The sequence below is a fragment of the Liquorilactobacillus satsumensis genome, from assembly GCF_964065465.1.
GTDB lineage: Bacteria > Bacillota > Bacilli > Lactobacillales > Lactobacillaceae > Liquorilactobacillus > Liquorilactobacillus satsumensis.
Genome location: NZ_OZ061606.1, coordinates 1,541,147 through 1,558,080, shown reverse-complemented (window position 1 = coordinate 1,558,080; position 16,934 = coordinate 1,541,147). Strand labels below are relative to the sequence as shown.

General features: G+C 42.6%; 19 protein-coding genes. 3 read left to right on the top strand and 16 right to left on the bottom strand.

What is annotated here, in order from left to right:
• Positions 1-184 precede the first annotated feature (184 nt).
• The 10 genes from AB3Y88_RS07160 to rsmG form a co-directional block, all read right to left on the bottom strand.
• Positions 185-988, bottom strand: coding sequence for a transporter substrate-binding domain-containing protein (locus AB3Y88_RS07160; protein WP_228888401.1), 804 nt, complete (start codon positions 986-988; stop codon positions 185-187).
• 18 nt (positions 989-1,006) lie between these two features.
• The gene (locus AB3Y88_RS07155; protein ID WP_054757821.1) at positions 1,007-1,750 is read right to left on the bottom strand and encodes an amino acid ABC transporter ATP-binding protein; all 744 of its coding nucleotides are present in this window, start codon (positions 1,748-1,750) and stop codon (positions 1,007-1,009) included.
• Between the two features lie 17 nt (positions 1,751-1,767).
• Entirely contained in the window at positions 1,768-2,469 is a 702-nt protein-coding gene (locus tag AB3Y88_RS07150) for an amino acid ABC transporter permease (protein WP_056960629.1), read from the bottom strand.
• A gap of 355 nt (positions 2,470-2,824) precedes the next feature.
• Positions 2,825-3,565 carry a DUF1129 domain-containing protein gene (locus AB3Y88_RS07145; RefSeq protein WP_054757822.1) on the bottom strand — a complete coding sequence of 247 codons (741 nt, stop codon included), beginning with the start codon at positions 3,563-3,565 and terminating at the stop codon, positions 2,825-2,827.
• A 29-nt stretch (positions 3,566-3,594) separates the two neighbouring features.
• A complete protein-coding gene (gene ychF / locus AB3Y88_RS07140; RefSeq protein WP_056960571.1) occupies positions 3,595-4,695 on the bottom strand; it encodes a redox-regulated ATPase YchF in 1,101 nt (366 codons plus the stop codon).
• Between the two features lie 18 nt (positions 4,696-4,713).
• A complete protein-coding gene (locus AB3Y88_RS07135; protein WP_054757823.1) occupies positions 4,714-4,920 on the bottom strand; it encodes a DUF951 domain-containing protein in 207 nt (68 codons plus the stop codon).
• A gap of 19 nt (positions 4,921-4,939) precedes the next feature.
• The gene (locus AB3Y88_RS07130) at positions 4,940-5,821 is read right to left on the bottom strand and encodes a ParB/RepB/Spo0J family partition protein (protein ID WP_056960573.1); all 882 of its coding nucleotides are present in this window, start codon (positions 5,819-5,821) and stop codon (positions 4,940-4,942) included.
• A complete protein-coding gene (locus AB3Y88_RS07125) occupies positions 5,811-6,578 on the bottom strand; it encodes a ParA family protein (protein ID WP_054757825.1) in 768 nt (255 codons plus the stop codon). The genes AB3Y88_RS07130 and AB3Y88_RS07125 overlap by 11 nt, the downstream gene beginning before the upstream one ends.
• A gap of 24 nt (positions 6,579-6,602) precedes the next feature.
• On the bottom strand, positions 6,603-7,454 hold the full coding sequence (gene noc, locus AB3Y88_RS07120; protein ID WP_228888398.1) for a nucleoid occlusion protein: 852 nt from the start codon (positions 7,452-7,454) through the stop codon (positions 6,603-6,605).
• Positions 7,455-7,459: 5 nt separating this feature from the next.
• Positions 7,460-8,203 (bottom strand): 16S rRNA (guanine(527)-N(7))-methyltransferase RsmG, encoded by a 744-nt coding sequence (gene rsmG, locus AB3Y88_RS07115; RefSeq protein ID WP_228888395.1) that lies wholly within the window; start codon positions 8,201-8,203, stop codon positions 7,460-7,462.
• A gap of 306 nt (positions 8,204-8,509) precedes the next feature.
• On the opposite strand from rsmG, the gene AB3Y88_RS07110 reads away from it, so the two are divergent.
• The gene (locus AB3Y88_RS07110; RefSeq protein WP_156653490.1) at positions 8,510-8,683 is read left to right on the top strand and encodes a hypothetical protein; all 174 of its coding nucleotides are present in this window, start codon (positions 8,510-8,512) and stop codon (positions 8,681-8,683) included.
• An 822-nt stretch (positions 8,684-9,505) separates the two neighbouring features.
• Here AB3Y88_RS07110 and AB3Y88_RS07105 read toward each other — a convergent pair.
• From AB3Y88_RS07105 to AB3Y88_RS07080, 6 genes are all read right to left on the bottom strand, one after another.
• On the bottom strand, positions 9,506-11,683 hold the full coding sequence (locus AB3Y88_RS07105; protein WP_228888392.1) for a glycosyltransferase: 2,178 nt from the start codon (positions 11,681-11,683) through the stop codon (positions 9,506-9,508).
• Positions 11,684-11,715: 32 nt separating this feature from the next.
• A complete protein-coding gene (gene fliS, locus AB3Y88_RS07100; protein WP_056960584.1) occupies positions 11,716-12,090 on the bottom strand; it encodes a flagellar export chaperone FliS in 375 nt (124 codons plus the stop codon).
• 13 nt (positions 12,091-12,103) lie between these two features.
• Entirely contained in the window at positions 12,104-12,439 is a 336-nt protein-coding gene (locus tag AB3Y88_RS07095) for a hypothetical protein (protein WP_228888390.1), read from the bottom strand.
• A 34-nt stretch (positions 12,440-12,473) separates the two neighbouring features.
• Entirely contained in the window at positions 12,474-13,886 is a 1,413-nt protein-coding gene (gene fliD, locus AB3Y88_RS07090; protein ID WP_228888388.1) for a flagellar filament capping protein FliD, read from the bottom strand.
• Between the two features lie 9 nt (positions 13,887-13,895).
• Positions 13,896-14,321: a flagellar protein FlaG gene (locus AB3Y88_RS07085; RefSeq protein ID WP_228888385.1), complete on the bottom strand. Its 426-nt coding sequence runs from the start codon at positions 14,319-14,321 to the stop codon at positions 13,896-13,898.
• A 106-nt stretch (positions 14,322-14,427) separates the two neighbouring features.
• Positions 14,428-15,516, bottom strand: a complete 1,089-nt coding sequence (locus AB3Y88_RS07080; protein ID WP_056960587.1) for a flagellin — start codon at positions 15,514-15,516, stop codon at positions 14,428-14,430.
• 355 nt (positions 15,517-15,871) lie between these two features.
• Between AB3Y88_RS07080 and AB3Y88_RS07075 the strand changes: the two genes are divergently transcribed.
• Together AB3Y88_RS07075 and AB3Y88_RS07070 are read left to right on the top strand one after the other, a co-directional pair.
• Positions 15,872-16,159 (top strand): helix-turn-helix transcriptional regulator, encoded by a 288-nt coding sequence (locus AB3Y88_RS07075; RefSeq protein WP_054756428.1) that lies wholly within the window; start codon positions 15,872-15,874, stop codon positions 16,157-16,159.
• 57 nt (positions 16,160-16,216) lie between these two features.
• Positions 16,217-16,852, top strand: coding sequence for a glutathione S-transferase N-terminal domain-containing protein (locus AB3Y88_RS07070; protein WP_228888383.1), 636 nt, complete (start codon positions 16,217-16,219; stop codon positions 16,850-16,852).
• Positions 16,853-16,934 lie beyond the last annotated feature (82 nt).

Here is a 16,934-nt window from a genome sequence, read left to right as displayed (position 1 = left end):
AAAAGCACATTAATTTAATAGCTTATAAATTGCTACATACACAAAACGCGAGACCAAGTCAAAAGTTAACTTTTGAATCGATCTCGCTCTAATTATTATGGGTAAACGTGTTGCTTAAATCAAAATTACTATCTAGGCTGTGAACCCGAGTTTCCAAAGCTTAACTTGGGATTGCAGCACTCAATTACTTAGTAATATCCGCACTGAAATATTTTTTAGACAGTTGCTTTAAGGTCCCATCATTGCGCAATTGCTTAAGCGCTGTATTAGTCTTTTTCCGCAACTTAGTCGATTGTTTATTAAACAATGCTACAATTTTAGCCGGATCTTTTTCATCTGAAACATCCTTGTACTTCAAACCTGCTGTGGAATTGCTCTTTTGATACGCTAAGAAAGCTTCCTTAGAGTTGATCGTTCCGGCAACCCTTCCCTGTTTAATCAGCGAGACTGTCGTTGCAAAATCACCGGAAGGCACAGTTTCTGCCCCATACTTTTTAGCAGTTTGTTCGTTATCTGTTCCGGTCCCCTCTGCAAACTTCTTTCCTTTAATGTCACTTAGCTTATTAATCCCGGTCTCGTCCTTGCGTGTAATCAGGACTGAACGTGAATAAATATAAGGATCCGAGAAAAGATAGCTTTTTGCCCGCGCAGGTGTCTCAGTGATGTTATTTAAAACTACATCATACTTGTTGCTTCCAAGCCCGGCAATTAAACTGTCCCACTTAGTTGGAACAAACTTAGCCTTAACACCCATTTTCTTTGCGAGCGCCTTACCAAGCTCAACTTCAAACCCCGTCAGTTTACCATCTTTTCTGTATGAATAAGGCGAGTAGGTACCCTCCAAACCAATCGTTAAGGTCCCTTTTTGGTTTAGCTCCGACTGAAAATCATTATTGCTCGCTTTTTTAGTAGACGAGCAAGCTGTAACTGCAACTCCCAAAAGTGCAATTCCAGCCACTAACAGTGTCCGTTTAAGCTTAAATTTCATTTTTTATCCATCCCTTTTTTAAATATTTTCAAATGTCATTGCGGAAATAAAATCAACAATTCGTTGTTTCTTCGTGTTAAAGAATTCTGCTTTTGGACCGTCAAATAAAATCTGACCATTTTCAATGAATAAAACTCTGGCAGCCACTTCCCGTGCAAAAGCCATGTTATGTGTCACAATGATCAACGTCTGCTTTTCCTGCGCCAACTGTCGTAAAACTTTCAAGACCTCCAGCTCCAGTTCTGGATCAAGCGCACTCGTTGGTTCATCAAGTAAAATATACTTGGGCTGCATAGCAAGTGCTCTTGCAATTGCCACACGTTGAGCTTGCCCACCGGATAACTGACTGGGATAAGCATCTGCTTTGTCTCCCAACCCAACTTTAACCAGTAGCTCTTGGGCACGTTTTTGAGCTGTATCTTTTGCCTCATGCAGGACTTGAGTTGGACCCTCAATAATATTTTTCAAAACTGTCAGGTGCGGGAAAAGATTATATTCTTGAAAAACCATTTCCGTACGCTTACGAATACTGAGAATTTCTTTATTGGAAAGCCCCTTCCCAAAATCAAAGAGCTCATCATCGAAATGATAGCGACCAGCTTCAGGTCTTTCAAGCAGGTTAAGTGAGCGCAACAATGTTGATTTGCCTGAGCCAGAGGGTCCTAGAACAACTGTCGTCTCATGCTCAGGAAAGACCGTCGAAATTCCATCCAAGACACGATGTTCGCCAAAAGTCTTGCTTAAATTCTCAAGTTTTAGCACTTATTCGTCCTTCTTTCCTAATTAATATTCGAAACATAACGCGACGTAATCTTCTCGAGGTAGCCTTGCAACCAAGAAAGAAGTGTACATGCCACCGCATAAAGTGCTGCTACCAAACAATACATTACTAAGGGCTGAAAGTTTTGCGCCGCAATTTGTTGACTGACTTCAAACATTTCGACAATTGTAATTGAAGCTGCCAGTGAAGTATCTTTCACTAAACTGATAAAGCTATTTGCAAGCGGCGGTAAAGAGACTCGCAGCGCTTGCGGCAAAATAATCCGCCGCAATGCAAGTGTTCTCGTCATTCCAATTGAATAAGCTGCTTCCCATTGTCCTTTAGGAATTGACAAGATTGCTGCACGCATCGTCTCTGAACAATAAGCACCCGTATTAAGAGAAAATGTTAATATTCCAGCCACCAGCGGCGTCAATTTGATTCCATCAGGTGCAATCCCGCTAATTTTAAGATAAGGTAAACCAAAATATACAATGAATAACTGGACTAATAAGGGCGTACTTCGAAAAAGCCAGACATAAAAACGGAAGAAGGCTTTAAGTACCATAAAAAAGATACTCTTTTTGCGTGAAATTCTGACTAAAGCAGTCAATAAAGCAAGTCCTAGACCAAATATAAAGGAAATAATTGCAATTGGAATCGTGTATTGCAGCCCCGCGACGATCAACTGGGGCAGCGCATCCGTAACAATCTTCCACATTCCTGCTTCACAACCTTTCTGACTAAATTTTTTTCTAAGAGAGCCAGTCGGAAAATGCAAAGAACCCGCACTTCTAGTAAATAGAAGTACGGGTTCTTTCTGCATTATCTGGAGATATTCTGAAATAAAACAAAAATGTGCTTTTATGTCCTACTTGAGATGTCCGTGCGAAAGAAACAATACTTCTGTTCATTACACTGACACATACAAGCCATCGCCATAAAAGTCATTCTGCTTTCCTCCAAATAAGTTATCTTCGTCGTTCGTTCAGGCGGTAAAGCTACCAACCCTCAAAGTATGTTACTCATTCTAACGATTTACTTTCAGAATGTCAAACAAAATAAATTCAAAAAATTTAGAAAGGTCTCGCAGGAATATCTAACTTTTTCTTCAGCAAGTACCGCAATCCAAATGCTAAAACAGCTAAGACTGCATAGGCAAAGACCGATAACCCTTGATTTAAGAATGGAACTTGGGCAATTAAGGTATAGATTGCAACCCACAACAGCATGAATGCAAGTGATACCAAGATTACACGCCAAAACGGCATTTTTTTGCCACCACTACGACGCTGACCAGTTACGCGGTAGAAGTAAGCCATCCCAGTACCCGCAAAAGCGGAAGTGACAAGCAGCGTCAAAATTCCATTATTAGTCTGACCGCCTTTAACAGAAAATTGATTTAAAACGGCATACATGGCACAAAAGAGTGTAAAAATCATTAAACCGTTATCAAGGGCAATTTTCCAAAATGCAGGCGGTGTATAAACTTTTTTAGGTCCCGCAATAATCTCCTGTGCACGTTCGGTAACCGTCCCGTAATACTTAGCAGCAATGACGCCTTGGCGTTGCTTTTCCAGCAACTCCGTTGTCATTTCCTGGATCGCTGCTGTTCTTTTTTCAGCCGGGAAATCCCGTTCCTCCAGCACCCGATTAAGTCTGAACATATAATCCTCATTGCGCTTCGTCAAGCCTGCAAATTGATTTTGGACTGCTACTTTTTTTTCAGTTGCTTTTTCTTGCAATGCTTCTGTTTGCTTTTGGGCAACTTCTTCATTGCGCTTTTTATTTTCGTTTTCACTGTTGCCTTGTCCCACTACTGCTCCCACCTTTTTTCATTTTTTCGTTAAACATTAAAGCGAAATTCAATAATATCCCCATCTTGAACAACATACTCTTTGCCTTCCAGCCGTAGTCGACCTGCTTCGCGTACCGCTGCCAAGCTGCCATACTTATCCAAGTCTGTGAAAGAAATCGTCTCAGCACGAATAAAACCACGTTCAAAATCCGAATGAATAATTCCTGCAACTTGAGGAGCCTTCATGCCTTGCTTGAAGGTCCATGCACGTGTTTCTTTGCCGCCAGCTGTGAAGAAGGTGGCTAGTCCCAAAAGCTTGTAAGCAGCTTTAATCAAACGATCCAGCCCAGATTCCTCAACACCCTCAGCTTCTAAGAAATCCAGCTTATCGCCTTCATCAAGTTGGGCAATCTCTTCTTCAGTCTTAGCGCTGACCGCTAATGTCTCTGAGCCTTCCTGCTGTGCATACTGCTGAATTTGTTGCACATATTCGCATTCTTGCGGTTGCGCCATATCATCTTCTGCAATATTGGCCACATAAAGCACTGGTTTTGAGGTTAATAAGAATAACCCTTTCACGATCTTTTGTTCATCTTCATCAAATTCGAGCGAACGGACAGACTTGCCCGCTTCCAACACTGGTTTGATTTTTTTCAAAACATTGAATTCCGCAACTGCTTCTTTATCCTTTGTGCGAGCAACCTTTTCAACCCGCTCATAACGTTTGTTAATACTTTCAAGATCCGCTAGAATCAGCTCTAAATTGATTGTTTCGATATCATCTAAAGGGTCGACCTTGTTGCTGACATGTGTCACATTGGGATCGTCAAAAGCACGGACAACATGCACAATTGCATCTACCTGACGAATATTTTCCAAGAACTTATTCCCCAAGCCTTCACCTTTACTAGCACCTTTGACAATTCCCGCAATATCGGTAAATTCAAAGGTTGTATGCACAAGTTTTTTAGCTGGGATTAATTCGTCAATCCGTGTCAGTCTTTGATCGGGCACTTCGACCATTCCGACATTCGGGTCAATTGTTGCGAACGGATAATTCGCCATTTCTGCACCCGCTTTTGTAATCGCGTTAAACAAAGTTGATTTACCAACATTGGGCAAACCCACAATTCCTGCTGTTAATGACATTTTTTACTTCACTCTTTCCTACTCATGATCTTTTGAATTAGCTTGTTCTAAAATCTTTTTTAACTTTCTGTTGAAATCGCGCCGCGGCATCATCACTAGGTGTCCACATCCGGTACATTTGATTTTGATATCCATCCCGACCCGAATGATCTCCCACCGATTAGTTCCACAAGGATGCTGCTTTTTCATCTCAACGATATCATGCAATTCGTATTCTGTCTGCATCTGTTTCCCTCCGTTCAAATCAGTCGATTGTGATACCTAAAATATCTAAAATCCGGTTAAAATCATTGGTCGTCAAATAATCGATCTCAATTTTACCTTTTCCACTTTTGGAGTTGCCCTTAATCGCAACTTTTGTTCCGAATTTATCACGTAAAGCAGACTCGCTGCGCTGGTAATAAAGGGTCGCAATATCTTTTTTGACCTCTTTTTTCTTTTGGGGAGCTGTTCCATTCATCTTAGTAATCAATTGTTCCAACTGCCGCACCGTCAATTTTTCTGCCAGCGTCTTTTTAGCCAACTGAATCAACTGCCGTTTATCCTTAAGCGCCAACAAAGTTCGTGCTTGTCCCATGGAAAGCTGCTGAGTCTGCAGCATTTTCTTAACTTCTGCCGGTAAGCCTAAAAGGCGCAGATAATTCGCAATATACGGGCGGCTTTTACCCAAGCGTTCTGAGACTTGCGTTTGCGTCAAGCTCAACTTCTCCATTAAGGTATTATATGCTTCAGCTTCTTCAAGCGGAGTCAGATCTTCACGCTGCAGATTTTCCAGCACTGCAATCTCCATCATACTCGGCTCATCAAGCTGCCGCACAATGGCTGGAATTTTTTCCTTGTCTGCCAGCTTAGAGGCCCGAAAACGCCGTTCACCTGCAATAATCTCATAGCCTTTAACGCTTGATTTACGCACAATTATTGGTTGAAAAACTCCCGACTTCTTAATCGAAGCACTCAGTTCCGCAAGTGCTTCTTCATTAAATGATTTACGCGGCTGATATGGGTTAGGCCTAATTTCATTCAAAGCAATTTCTGTAACGACTTCTTCATTTCCTTCTGGCTGTTCAAACTCTTGGAACAGAGCTTCAATGCCGCGGCCTAAGCCCTTGTTATTCTTATTCGCCATGATTAGCCAGTACCTCCTTTGCCAGTGCCCTGTATTCCTTTGCTCCGCGTGAAGCAGGATCATAATCGACAATTGCCATGCCATAGCTTGGTGCCTCGGAAAGGCGAACATTACGTGGAATGATCGTCTGATAAACCTTATTCTTAAAAAACTTCTGTACTTCAGCAACAACCTGTGTGCCCAGATTAGTCCGCACATCCAGCATTGTCATTAAGACACCCTCAAGTGCCAAACTAGGATTGAAGTGCTTTTGTACTAATTTGATTGTGTTCATTAGTTGACTGAGTCCTTCAAGCGCATAATATTCGCTTTGAACCGGAATCAAAATTGAGTCACTCGCACAAAATGCATTAATCGTGAGCAGCCCTAAAGATGGTGGGCAATCAATCAAGATATAGTCGTACTGTTCTTTGATTGGTTTGAGCGCATCCAGCAAACGCGATTCGCGTGCCATCTGCGAGGTCAGCTCGATCTCAGCTCCAGAAAGCTGAATCGTTGCCGGTACCAGATCCAGTCCTTCATGCGTCGTCGCAATAATCGTTTTTTTCAGCGGATATTCATTGACCAGTACATCGTAAACGTCTTTTTCAATCTCATTCTTATGTACACCGACACCACTCGTTGCATTACCCTGTGCATCAGAGTCAATCAACAAAACCTTTTTGCCCAGATCCGCGAGGCAAGCCCCCAGATTAACACTGGTTGTGGTTTTGCCAACGCCGCCTTTTTGATTTGCCAACGCAATTACAGTTCCCATGAAATTCTTTCCCCCCAAACTTGCTTATTCTTTTTCCTGCGGTTGTTCTTCAACTGGGATTTCAATAATAATCCGGTGAAATCCTGGGACATCTTCTTCATGTGTCTTAAGCTTCATTCCATTATCGCTAATCATTTTGACAGATTTCTTAATAGTATTAACTGCAATGCGAGTATCATGCAGCGCACCTTTAGCAATCCGTTTGCTCTTTGCCTTTTTAGGAACAGGCTCCTTTTGTGTCTGCAGTTGCTTAATTAACGCCTCTGTCTCCTTGACTGTCAAACGCCGCGCAATCACTTCTTTGATAACAGCAATCTGCTCGGGTTCATCCAAGCCCAGCACACTGCGCCCATGACGTTCAAGGACTTTGCGCTCTAATAGGGCCTGTTGTACATAATTTGACAGTTTTAGCAAACGCAGCTTATTCGCCACAAAAGACTGACTTTTGCCGATGGCTTGCGCTAGCTCATTTTGCGTAAGCTTATTCAACTGCATCAGCTCCTGGTATGCTTTAGCTTCTTCAATGACTGTCAAGCCCTCACGCTGCAAGTTCTCAACTACTGCCAAAGAAGCTGCTTCATTATCCGAAAGCTGCTTGACAAGTGCAGGAATTTTTTCCCAGCCTAATAGTCCAGCCGCTCGGAAGCGCCGCTCGCCAGCAATAATCTCATAGTGTTCCGGTTCGTATTCCCGAACAATAATCGGTTGCAACAAACCATGTTCCTTGAGTGTTTCAGCTAACTCAGCCAATTTTTCACTATTAAAAACCTGCCGTGGCTGAAACCGATTGGGGACAATCTGGGTCAACAAAATTTCTGTAACTTGTTGTTTGTCCGACTCATTTTTCTTATTTTTATTCCAAAATGAAAATGCCACAATCTCTACCCCCTTGAAGCTGAACTTTTTAGTGGTTTCTTAGCCGGCATTCCCGGCTTGCGCGGATACTTATTCGGTGTTGCTTTAACTTTGTCAAAGATAATCAGATGTCGTTCGTCACCGGTCTCCGGAAGTGTAAGTTCATGATCACTGCGCAGGCTGCCGCCCAACAACTTGACCGCAAATTGTGCCTCAGTAAGTTCGCGCTGCGCCTTTTGGGCTTTAAGTGCAATAAAGCTGCCGCCTTCTTTAACTAATGGTAAACACAGTTCAGCAAGAATATTCAAACGTGCAACCGCCCGTGCTGTGACAATCTCAAAACTTTCACGAAATTGACTTTTAACACTGCCAAATTCTTCCGCACGTGCATGATAAAAAGAAACACCTTCAAGTTCAAGTTCATCTGCTAATTTTTCTAAGAACGCGATTCGCTTATTCAAAGAATCAACAATTGTAATCTGCAACTGTGGAAAAACGATCTTTAAAGGCAACGAAGGGAAACCGGCTCCTGCACCAACATCACAAAGCTGCAATGCTTGTGTCCGCAGCCGTTCATCTACAAAAGCCGGCAGTAGTGAGTCCAAAAAATGCTTCAGGTAAACTTCCTTTTCAGCGGTAATTGCTGTCAGATTAACGTGCTGATTAGCCGCTACCAGCAGCTTGTAGTATTTGGAAAACTGTTGCTGTTGTTTTTCTGTGAGTTCGATCCCCTTTTGGGCCAACACTCGTTTAAATTCTTCTGGTGTCATTTTCGTCCTCTTTTTTCACTTGCTCGATTTTGTGAAACAAAAAATGTTTCACATACTACCTTTAGTTTAAGGTATTTGGATAGCAAATACAAGGGTGCACCAGTTGAGAAAATAACCTAAGAATCATTGAATCTCTTTCCGCTCGACACCTTATTTTTTAAAAGCGCAATTGGCTTTAAAATCAGAATAATTAAGTACAAACACCTTTTTATTTTAATTTCTAAGAAACACTGTGTATTAGGTGCTTCACATTTGTTCGGGCTTAAATAAAGCGCTATCATTTAATTAGTGAAGGAGGTCATTACTATGAACAAAAACTTACGTGTGAGCATTGCATTGTTGATCATCGCGTCCTTTTTATCCATACGCTATGTTGCAGATCTCTCCTACTTGAACGGTTATTTTGATTTTATCACTGTTTTGTTAGCTTTAGTGGTGATGCCGCGGCCTAAGTTTGCGTTGTGGCCAAGAAAAAATTGAGTGCGACACTCAGCGTTCAGCCGCCGTAGACTAAGTCCTGAATTACAAAGTAACCCGGGCTTGGTTACGCGTAATTTAGGCTTAGGAACAGGAGGTTGCTGGGTGGAGCACGTTAAAAAGAAGTGTGCAAAAAGGCGCTAGGTTTTGAGGCTTAGCGTCGGATCACAATGGTAACTGACCTTGTTACCGGTGTGATCCATGCTAAACACAAAAACCTGCCTTTTGGAGCACGTTACCAGAAGTGCCGACATTCGTCGGGAGACTTTGAGCACTAACAACAAATTACAAAATAGACGGGCTGTGTCTATGCGTAATTTGAAGTTAGGCACAGAAGGCTGGTGATTGGAGCACGTTAATAGAAGTGCGTAAAAAGGCGCTAGGTTTTGAGGCTTAGCTTCGGATCACAATGGTAACTGCACTTGTTGCCGGTGTGATCCATGCTAAACACAAAAACCTGCCTTTTGAAGCACGTTATGAAAAAAGTGCCGACAACCTGCGTTCAGCCGCCATGGACTAGTAATAAGTTGCTACATGTATCCCTCAAAAACAACCTTTTAAAATGTTCACGCAATAATTCACAAATTATAAGTCACCTAACCTTAGATTTAGCTCAAAGAACTGCGTAACCTCAGCTCTTTGAACTAAATCTTTTTTGTTTAACCCAGAACCAAATTGTAAAGTTTTCTCAGTCTGAATCAAACTAACTTTCAATCCTTTCTAAATCGCAAAAAATCCCCATAAGCGTCACTCATTAAATGAGGAAACCTACAGGGCCTAAATAGTTTTAACTTACATGATCAATCACAGTTTCAAGTTCAATGGTTAAGCTTGTGCTTCAATTGCTTGGCACAGTGCTTGTAACTGCTGCACATTTTCGTCTTGGGGCAAAAGTTCCTGCAGCTCAGCAAGTAAGGGTCGTGCTTGTGCCGTCTGCCTGTTTTTCAACAGCTCCAGAATCTGGGCTTTAACCTGATTGCCCAAACGTAAAAGTTCCGCATTCACCTGCTGTTGTTCAACTTGCTGTCCTTCATACTCTTTTAGCAGCCGTTCAACTAACTTTTTGGCTGTTTCGTAGCAATCCAGTCCCCAGCGCAGATTCGCAAAATAAAGATCCAGATTGCCTGCATCCCGTTCAGCCAAGGCACGTTCTAGATAAACTCCAAAGCGCACTTCACCTGGTAACAAGCGTGAAGGTTCTCCGGCAAACAACTCTGGCAAGTAGAGCGCTTGCGCGTAATGCAAAATATTTTGCGCGTACGGCCGTAACTGCGGCAGCAATTCACTCAAAAGTGTATCTTCGCGATAAATGTAACTGCGCCGCAAACTTGCAAGTAGCAATTCTTTTCGGGAAGTGTCCTGCCAAACATTTTCAATTTGTGTAATCACTGCGGGTAATTCGTCCTTTTGTGTAGCATATTTTCCTACAAGACTTGCAACCGTCAGCACCCACACATCCTGATTAAGCGGTGCAACCGCAAAATCCGGGTCAATTCCATTAGCGCACAATAACCAGAAGAATTCCTCATACGGCACTTCACAGGTTACTTTTTGCTTCCGCAGATCTTTGAGACGCTGCGTAAATGCTAAAGAACCTTGAGCGGCAAGTGCACGCTGCACCAAAATGTATGGATCCTTGCTTTCAGTTCGGGCTAACAGTTGCGTCAACTTAGTGTCTTCGATATCATCTTGCTGCTTTAATTCAGAAACAGTTTTCCCAAAAATAACTGGCAACTTGCCCGCCGCATTTTGGAGCAGCCCCAGCAGTTGCTGCAAAGCATGTGAATTTTCCTCAAAATAAAGCGCACGCAGTACAAATGGTAACAATTGCTGCTTTACCCCAGCATCTTCAGCCCACGGAATCAGCTCAAGATAGTGTAAGATTCGCTGATAATTCTGATCCTTGAGTGCTTCTGCAAACAATGCTCGCAGCATTCCAACCTCGTTCGTCACTGATACTAAAGTCTTGAAGTAAAATGACTGCTGCATGCTGTATTCTTGCTGGTGGGCTTGTAGCCAAGCATATTTCAGCAAATAATCGTCTAAACAAGTTTGGGCCTTGTTAGGCTGTTTCAACTTTTGGTGTGCTTGAAACAGCATCGCATCCAAAATGCACGCTTCGTACTGTGTAAGTGTGAACTTTGGTAAAAATTCAGCCTGCAACTGCAAAATTTCTGTCCACTTTTCATCCAACAGCGCCGTACTCATAAGATAACCTACCAAGGTAAAAGCATTTCGATAGTCATCATATCGCGGAGTGTCCGTGGCTAAAAAGTTGTTCAACCCAGCGCGTGCTTTTTGTTTGACCATTTTTCGGTCTGTCGCCGTTGACCGTCCAATTCCAGCCACCAATTGCGCCCAAAGATGAAAGTCTTGCGGATCAGTCTTTAAACCTGCTTCTAATAATTGTTCATTACGTGCCACTTTCTTTTTTCCACGTCCGCCAACATACCCATAATGATGTACAAAGGCCTTGGTTTCCTTCAATGGCAAATGCAGTGGTTCCAGCCCTTCATGCACTCGGCTGTGAAAGCTGGTTTGAGGAGTTAATCTGACACAACGCATTTGGGCGTTTTCTTGGAAATGCCTGCCTGCAAGGTCCAGATAATCGCGTTTCAAATATGAAAGTGTTCGATACTTTTGGCGGGCTTGCGAATCATTGAAAAAGGTCACTAATTCGCTGACATCGTCGAACCACTCATCATCATCCAAAAATAGAAACCATTCGCCCCGGGCGGCTTTTAAGCCCGTGTTGCGTGCTGCGGCAAAGTCATTGCACCAGTCAAAATGAATAATTTCATCCGTGTATTCTCGCGCAACTGCAAGTGAACCGTCGCTTTGCGCAGATCCTATCGTATCAACAGCCACCAATTGGCTTGGTACCTGCTGTAACAGCGGTTTGATTGACTCAAGGCACTTGCGGATAGTCTTAAGATTGTTGGACACAAGTAATGAGATTGTCAGCACACAATTTTGTGCGCGGTATCTATCCTGAACTGCCATTTATACTGCTCCTTTTTCATTCATGATTTTAATTAATCGTTGACTTTAATTTGCCGCCAAGCATCCAGCAGCTCTTCTAGCATCTTGATTACCGGTGCGATCAAGTCCTTGTCCTTGTTCACATTAGCACGGACCAATTGCCGCTCCATAAAATCATAGAGTTGTCCTAATTCTTGCGGTAATTTGCTGTCTATTTTTTCATTGAGCGCACTTCTCAATTCACTAATAATATCCTGTGCCTTGACCAACTGTTGATGTGCCTGCAATGCATTTTGGTTCGTCAGGGACAGTTCTGCTCTTTTCAAATTCTTAATCGCCCCTTCATATAACAAGACAATCAATTTATGCGGTGAAGCACTCATTACCTGATTTTTCAAATAACTATTGCTAACTTCTTGATAACCCATCTTTAAATCTCCTTTAAAAATCAACATCGATTAGTGCGGCGCTTTTATCCTGCTGCAGATAAGCGCTCACTGTGCTGGCTGGTCGTTCCATTTTTTGAATTTGCTGCATCACAGCTTTTTTTTGCTGCTGCAACTGGGTAGTCAATTTACCATATGCAGCAACGATTTGTTGTGTAACCTGCTGCACTTTGGTATCATTTTCTGCCACCGAAACACCGGTGTTCAAAGCAATTAGTTCTTTGGCTTGTTGCAAAATTTCTTCTGCCTGCTTAAGACTCTTGCCATCCCATGACTGCAAAAGCAGTAGTAAATTCTGCAGTGTTGTAAACTGGTCTGCTTCTTGTTCCATTAGCTTAGCTTCCTTTCCCTAGCTCACTGGAATTCTAGCTGGAAGATGATGTCGAGCTTGCACTTGTGAAGTAGCTCAGCTGTGACTGTGATTCCATGATTGCTTGATCCAAACGGGTGAACATGTCGACATAATAGGCCTTCTTAGCGGTCAGCATTGTATTGAAATCATCAATCTGACTGTTAAGATCTTTAATGCTTGCATCAAAACCCGCAGTCTTGCTGGCAATCACACCTTTATTAGTAGACGTATCTGTCAGATATTTATTAGCCAAGCTATCAAGTCCAGCTGCATACCCCGTTGCAGAGGTCACCGTACCGGTCACACTCTTGGTAGCATTATAGAAAAAATTCTTAACAGCATCTGGATCAGCTGCAAGTGCAGATTCTAACTTATCTTGATCTAAACCAAGTGTTCCATCCCGATCAACAGAAGAAATCCCGACAGAAGCTGGATTCAAGGTTGTGCCGCTGACGGTTGGAGTGGTAATCAAGCTGCGCAGTGAAGACTGCAGACGCATCAACTCACCATCCCCTACCAATTTACCGGTCACGTTATCTGAGCTGCTGGGATCGCCCACATCCAGATCATCACTGATCAAGCTCATCATGCTGTTATACTGACTGACCAAGTCATTGACTGCTGAGACCGCTTTTGATGTGTTATTCTGTAGTGACAGTGTCACATGGGTATCGCTGACTTGTCCAAGAGTGAATGTCACACCATCAATTGCATCACTAACAGAATTGCTATTGCGTTCAATTTGCAAGCCGTCGAGTTCAAAGAGGGCACTCTTTCCTGTAGTTGTCGTAGCACTTGAACCAAGACCTAACGCATCTGCTGCAGTTCCGCTGACACTGATACTCTTTGCACCCATGTCAGTATTAGTTAGTACCAGTCTGTTGTCCACGATACTGGCTTTGATATGCGAATTAGTCGTCTGCTTGTTAACCTTATCTACAACATTGGTTAGTGTATCTGTGCTCTCAATCGTAAGGTCAAAGGTCTTATTGCTGCCATCATCATTTGTCTGTGCACTGTTTAAGGTTACTGTACCCGTAATTCCCAGCGCCGTTTTTGTACCCTTAGTGTTTTGCGCACCTACAATTTTGGTTGCGCTCGCAAGCTGATCAACCTTTAGATCATAAGTACCCTCTGCAGCTGCCGTTGTCCCGGTGATGCTTGCAATCTGGCTATTAGATGAGGTTGCATTTTTAGTTTTAAAGGTGTCATCTGACTCTAATGCTTGGACCTTAGTTAAAAAATTCGTTAAACGTGTCTTAACGTCACTCCAAGCAGTCTTTTGACTTGTCAATGTCGTAATCTGTGTTTGTGCTTTGGTCTTCCCTGCAGAATCAGCTTCAAGCAGTTGTTCAATATCAGAAGCGGTAATTCCAGAGTATTGCCCTAAAGTTGAGCTCATACCGTCAGTTGTAATACTTGCCATTTCTGTTCACTATCCCTTCCTGTCAATTGCAATCCCCATCTGATCCCAGATCTTACCAATGACATCTAGCATCTTGGAAGAAGGAATCTCTTGGAGCACTTTTTCTGTCCGCATGTCAACCAGTTCCACATAGGTTCGCCCCGTACGCTTGTGAATTTTAAAAGCCAGCTTAGTGTCGCGTCTGAGCAGCCGCGTGTTCATCTTGGAAACTGCCGTTTGTAAATCTTTTTCACTCAATTCAACATTTTCTGCTTTTGTCTGTTTGCTAGTTGCTTTAACTGCTTTATTTTGAGTTGGCTGTTCTTTTCCTTGATCTGCCAGCAAATCTTTTGCTAGACTGGCAAAGTCAAAGTCTCCGATATCTGCCTGTAATTGCGCATCCAGCGGCTGTATCTTCTGAATACTGTCGACTGGTGGAATGTTATTAAGCTCCATTTCAACCCTTCTTCCATTGAATTAAATTATGTATGGTGCAAAAGCCGACTGTCCCCAGTGGGCAATCGACTTTCGCAAAAAATTGATAAATAAGTTATGTGAGTAATTAACCTTGCAATAAGCTCAAAACTGAGTTAGGCATTGAGTTAGCTTGTGCCAGCATTGAAGTGGCAGCCTGAGTCAAGATGTTAGACTTGGTGAAGTTCGTCATTTCTTGTGCCATATCAACGTCACGAATTCGTGAGTTAGCTTCGGAAAGATTCTCTTCTGTGGTCCCCAAGTTGTTTACGGTATGGGTCAAACGATTTTGCGCAGCACCTAATTGGGCACGCTGGTCAGAAACTTTTTTGATGGCAGAATCAATGTTAACCACCGCTTTATCTGCATTAAATTTGCTAATAGATGCTGAATCAGTAGTACTGATAGCTGCTGCATCTTTAGCTAAAGCATTTAGCGAACTCGTATCTCCAACATCACTCCATTTAGAAGCTGTAGAAAGACTAGAAGTATCAATGCCAAGAGCCCCCAAGTTTGTAATATCACCATCTGTTAATGCAGTTGATGAAGTAAAAGTCGAAGATCCTAAAACAGCTGTTAATGCAGCTCCTGCAGAAGTCAAAGCTGATGCAGCTGTTGCATCGATCGAAGCTGTCAATGAAACTGCACTTGTACCAACACCTAAAGCATCTGCCCCCATGTTACCAATTGTGACACTCATAGTTTGGCCTGCATTGGCACCAATTTGGAAGGTGAATGTTGAACTACCAGTTGTAGTACCATTCCCCGTTAAAAGACTCTTTGTATTGAATTGAGTATCTGTACTAATCCGGGTAACTTCTGTCTGTAAAGCAGAAAATTCCTTTTGGATTGCACCACGATCATCATCTGAAAGAGTGCCGTTAGCACTTTGAACAGAAAGGTCACGCATCCGGTTAAGAATGCTGTGAGTTTCGTTCAAAGCACCTTCAGCTGTTTGAATCAAGGAAACCCCGTCTTGAGCGTTACGGGTTGCTTGACCTAAACCACTGATCTGGTTCTTCATTTTTTCTGAAATTGCAAGTCCGGCAGCATCGTCGCCGGCCTTGTTGATCCGTGAACCGGATGATAACTTAGCTAAAGAATCGCTCTTAGCGTTAGTTGCTGTTGTTAAACTGCGCAGAGTGTTCATTGCAGAAACGTTTGTATTAATTCGCATGTTGAATTCCTCCATTTAGATTTCTTATTTTTTACTTCTGGGGGGTTATCCCCTATGTTATCTTTATCGGTCGCGGACTTAGATGTTTAATAGTTTCTTGAAAAAGAATTAAAATAAAAATTGAGTGTGTCAACAGACAATCAGCTTGGGAGGCGGATACGAAATTGCAAACAACGCACATCTGCCCTGCATAAGCAATTTGAGTTCAGCGCAAAATCTTGACTGCGCTCTCTAATTCTAGAAAAATGAAGTCAACAAAGTAGGTCACTGTGGCACCCACATTTTCTAAAAGCAGGGCACCTGAAAGTTAAAGTGTTTAATTGCAATCAAAGTAGAAAAGAGGTACTATATTTTTATGAATATCGAAATAAGCAAAGAAGAAAAAATGGCCGCTTTATTTAATGCACTGAGCGAGCCTAACCGTATCAGGATCATTAAAATCTTGAGAGACAGTTCCCGTGAACTCACCTGCAGTGAGGTTAGTCGTCTGCTGCAAATTGCACCGTCAACAGTTTCTTATCATTTTAAAGCACTGCGGCAAGCTGGACTGACCCAAACCCGGCAGCAGGCCCAGACCAAGTACCTGTCCTTGAATACTGAAACCTTTCGGAATTATCTTCCAGGACTGCTGGATTCATTATGAATCCTTTTTCTTTGTTTTGCTATTTCGATAAATACAGAAATAAAGAGGAGCTTTACGATGAAATTATTTTATGCTGCAGGCGCCAGCTCACTGGCAGCGCACATCTTGCTTGAAGAAAGTGGTCTGCCCTATTCGCTAGAAAAGGTTAATCTTGATACTAAAACTTGGAGCCATGGAGACTATGCGCTCATCAATGCTAAATCCTACGTCCCAGCGCTGCAAACCGAAAACGGTATGCTGCTGACTGAGTGTGCTGTCATACTTGAATATATTGCAAATACAGCAGACACTCAAGGGTTGCTAGCACCTTATGCCAGCTCGGCTTACTGGGACCAGCGGATGTGGTTAAATTATATCGCTACTGAACTACACAAGAATTTCATTTCACCAGTTAGACCCGGAAATTGGTTGCCGAATACTCAAGCTTCACAGCAGCTTGTCTATCAGCGGGTGCTCCCACGCCTTAAGTTTGTTGAGCATGCGCTTGAGCAGCAGAATTATTTAAGCAATCAGCATTTCACTGCTCCAGATGCATACCTATTTGTAATGACCAACTGGTTTAAAAGATTAGGCTATCCCTTTGGTGAGCTTAAAAATCTCCAAGCCTTTGATGCGCATCTGCGTGAACGTCCTGCCATTCAGCGGGTTTTAAAACAAGAAGGCCGGCCGCACTCATTACAAGCAAAATCCTGACCAACTTTAATAAGAGAGTGTGACATAAGTCGGGAAAATTTGAGTGCTAACTCGAAATTACGAACATAGCGAGTACTTTGCT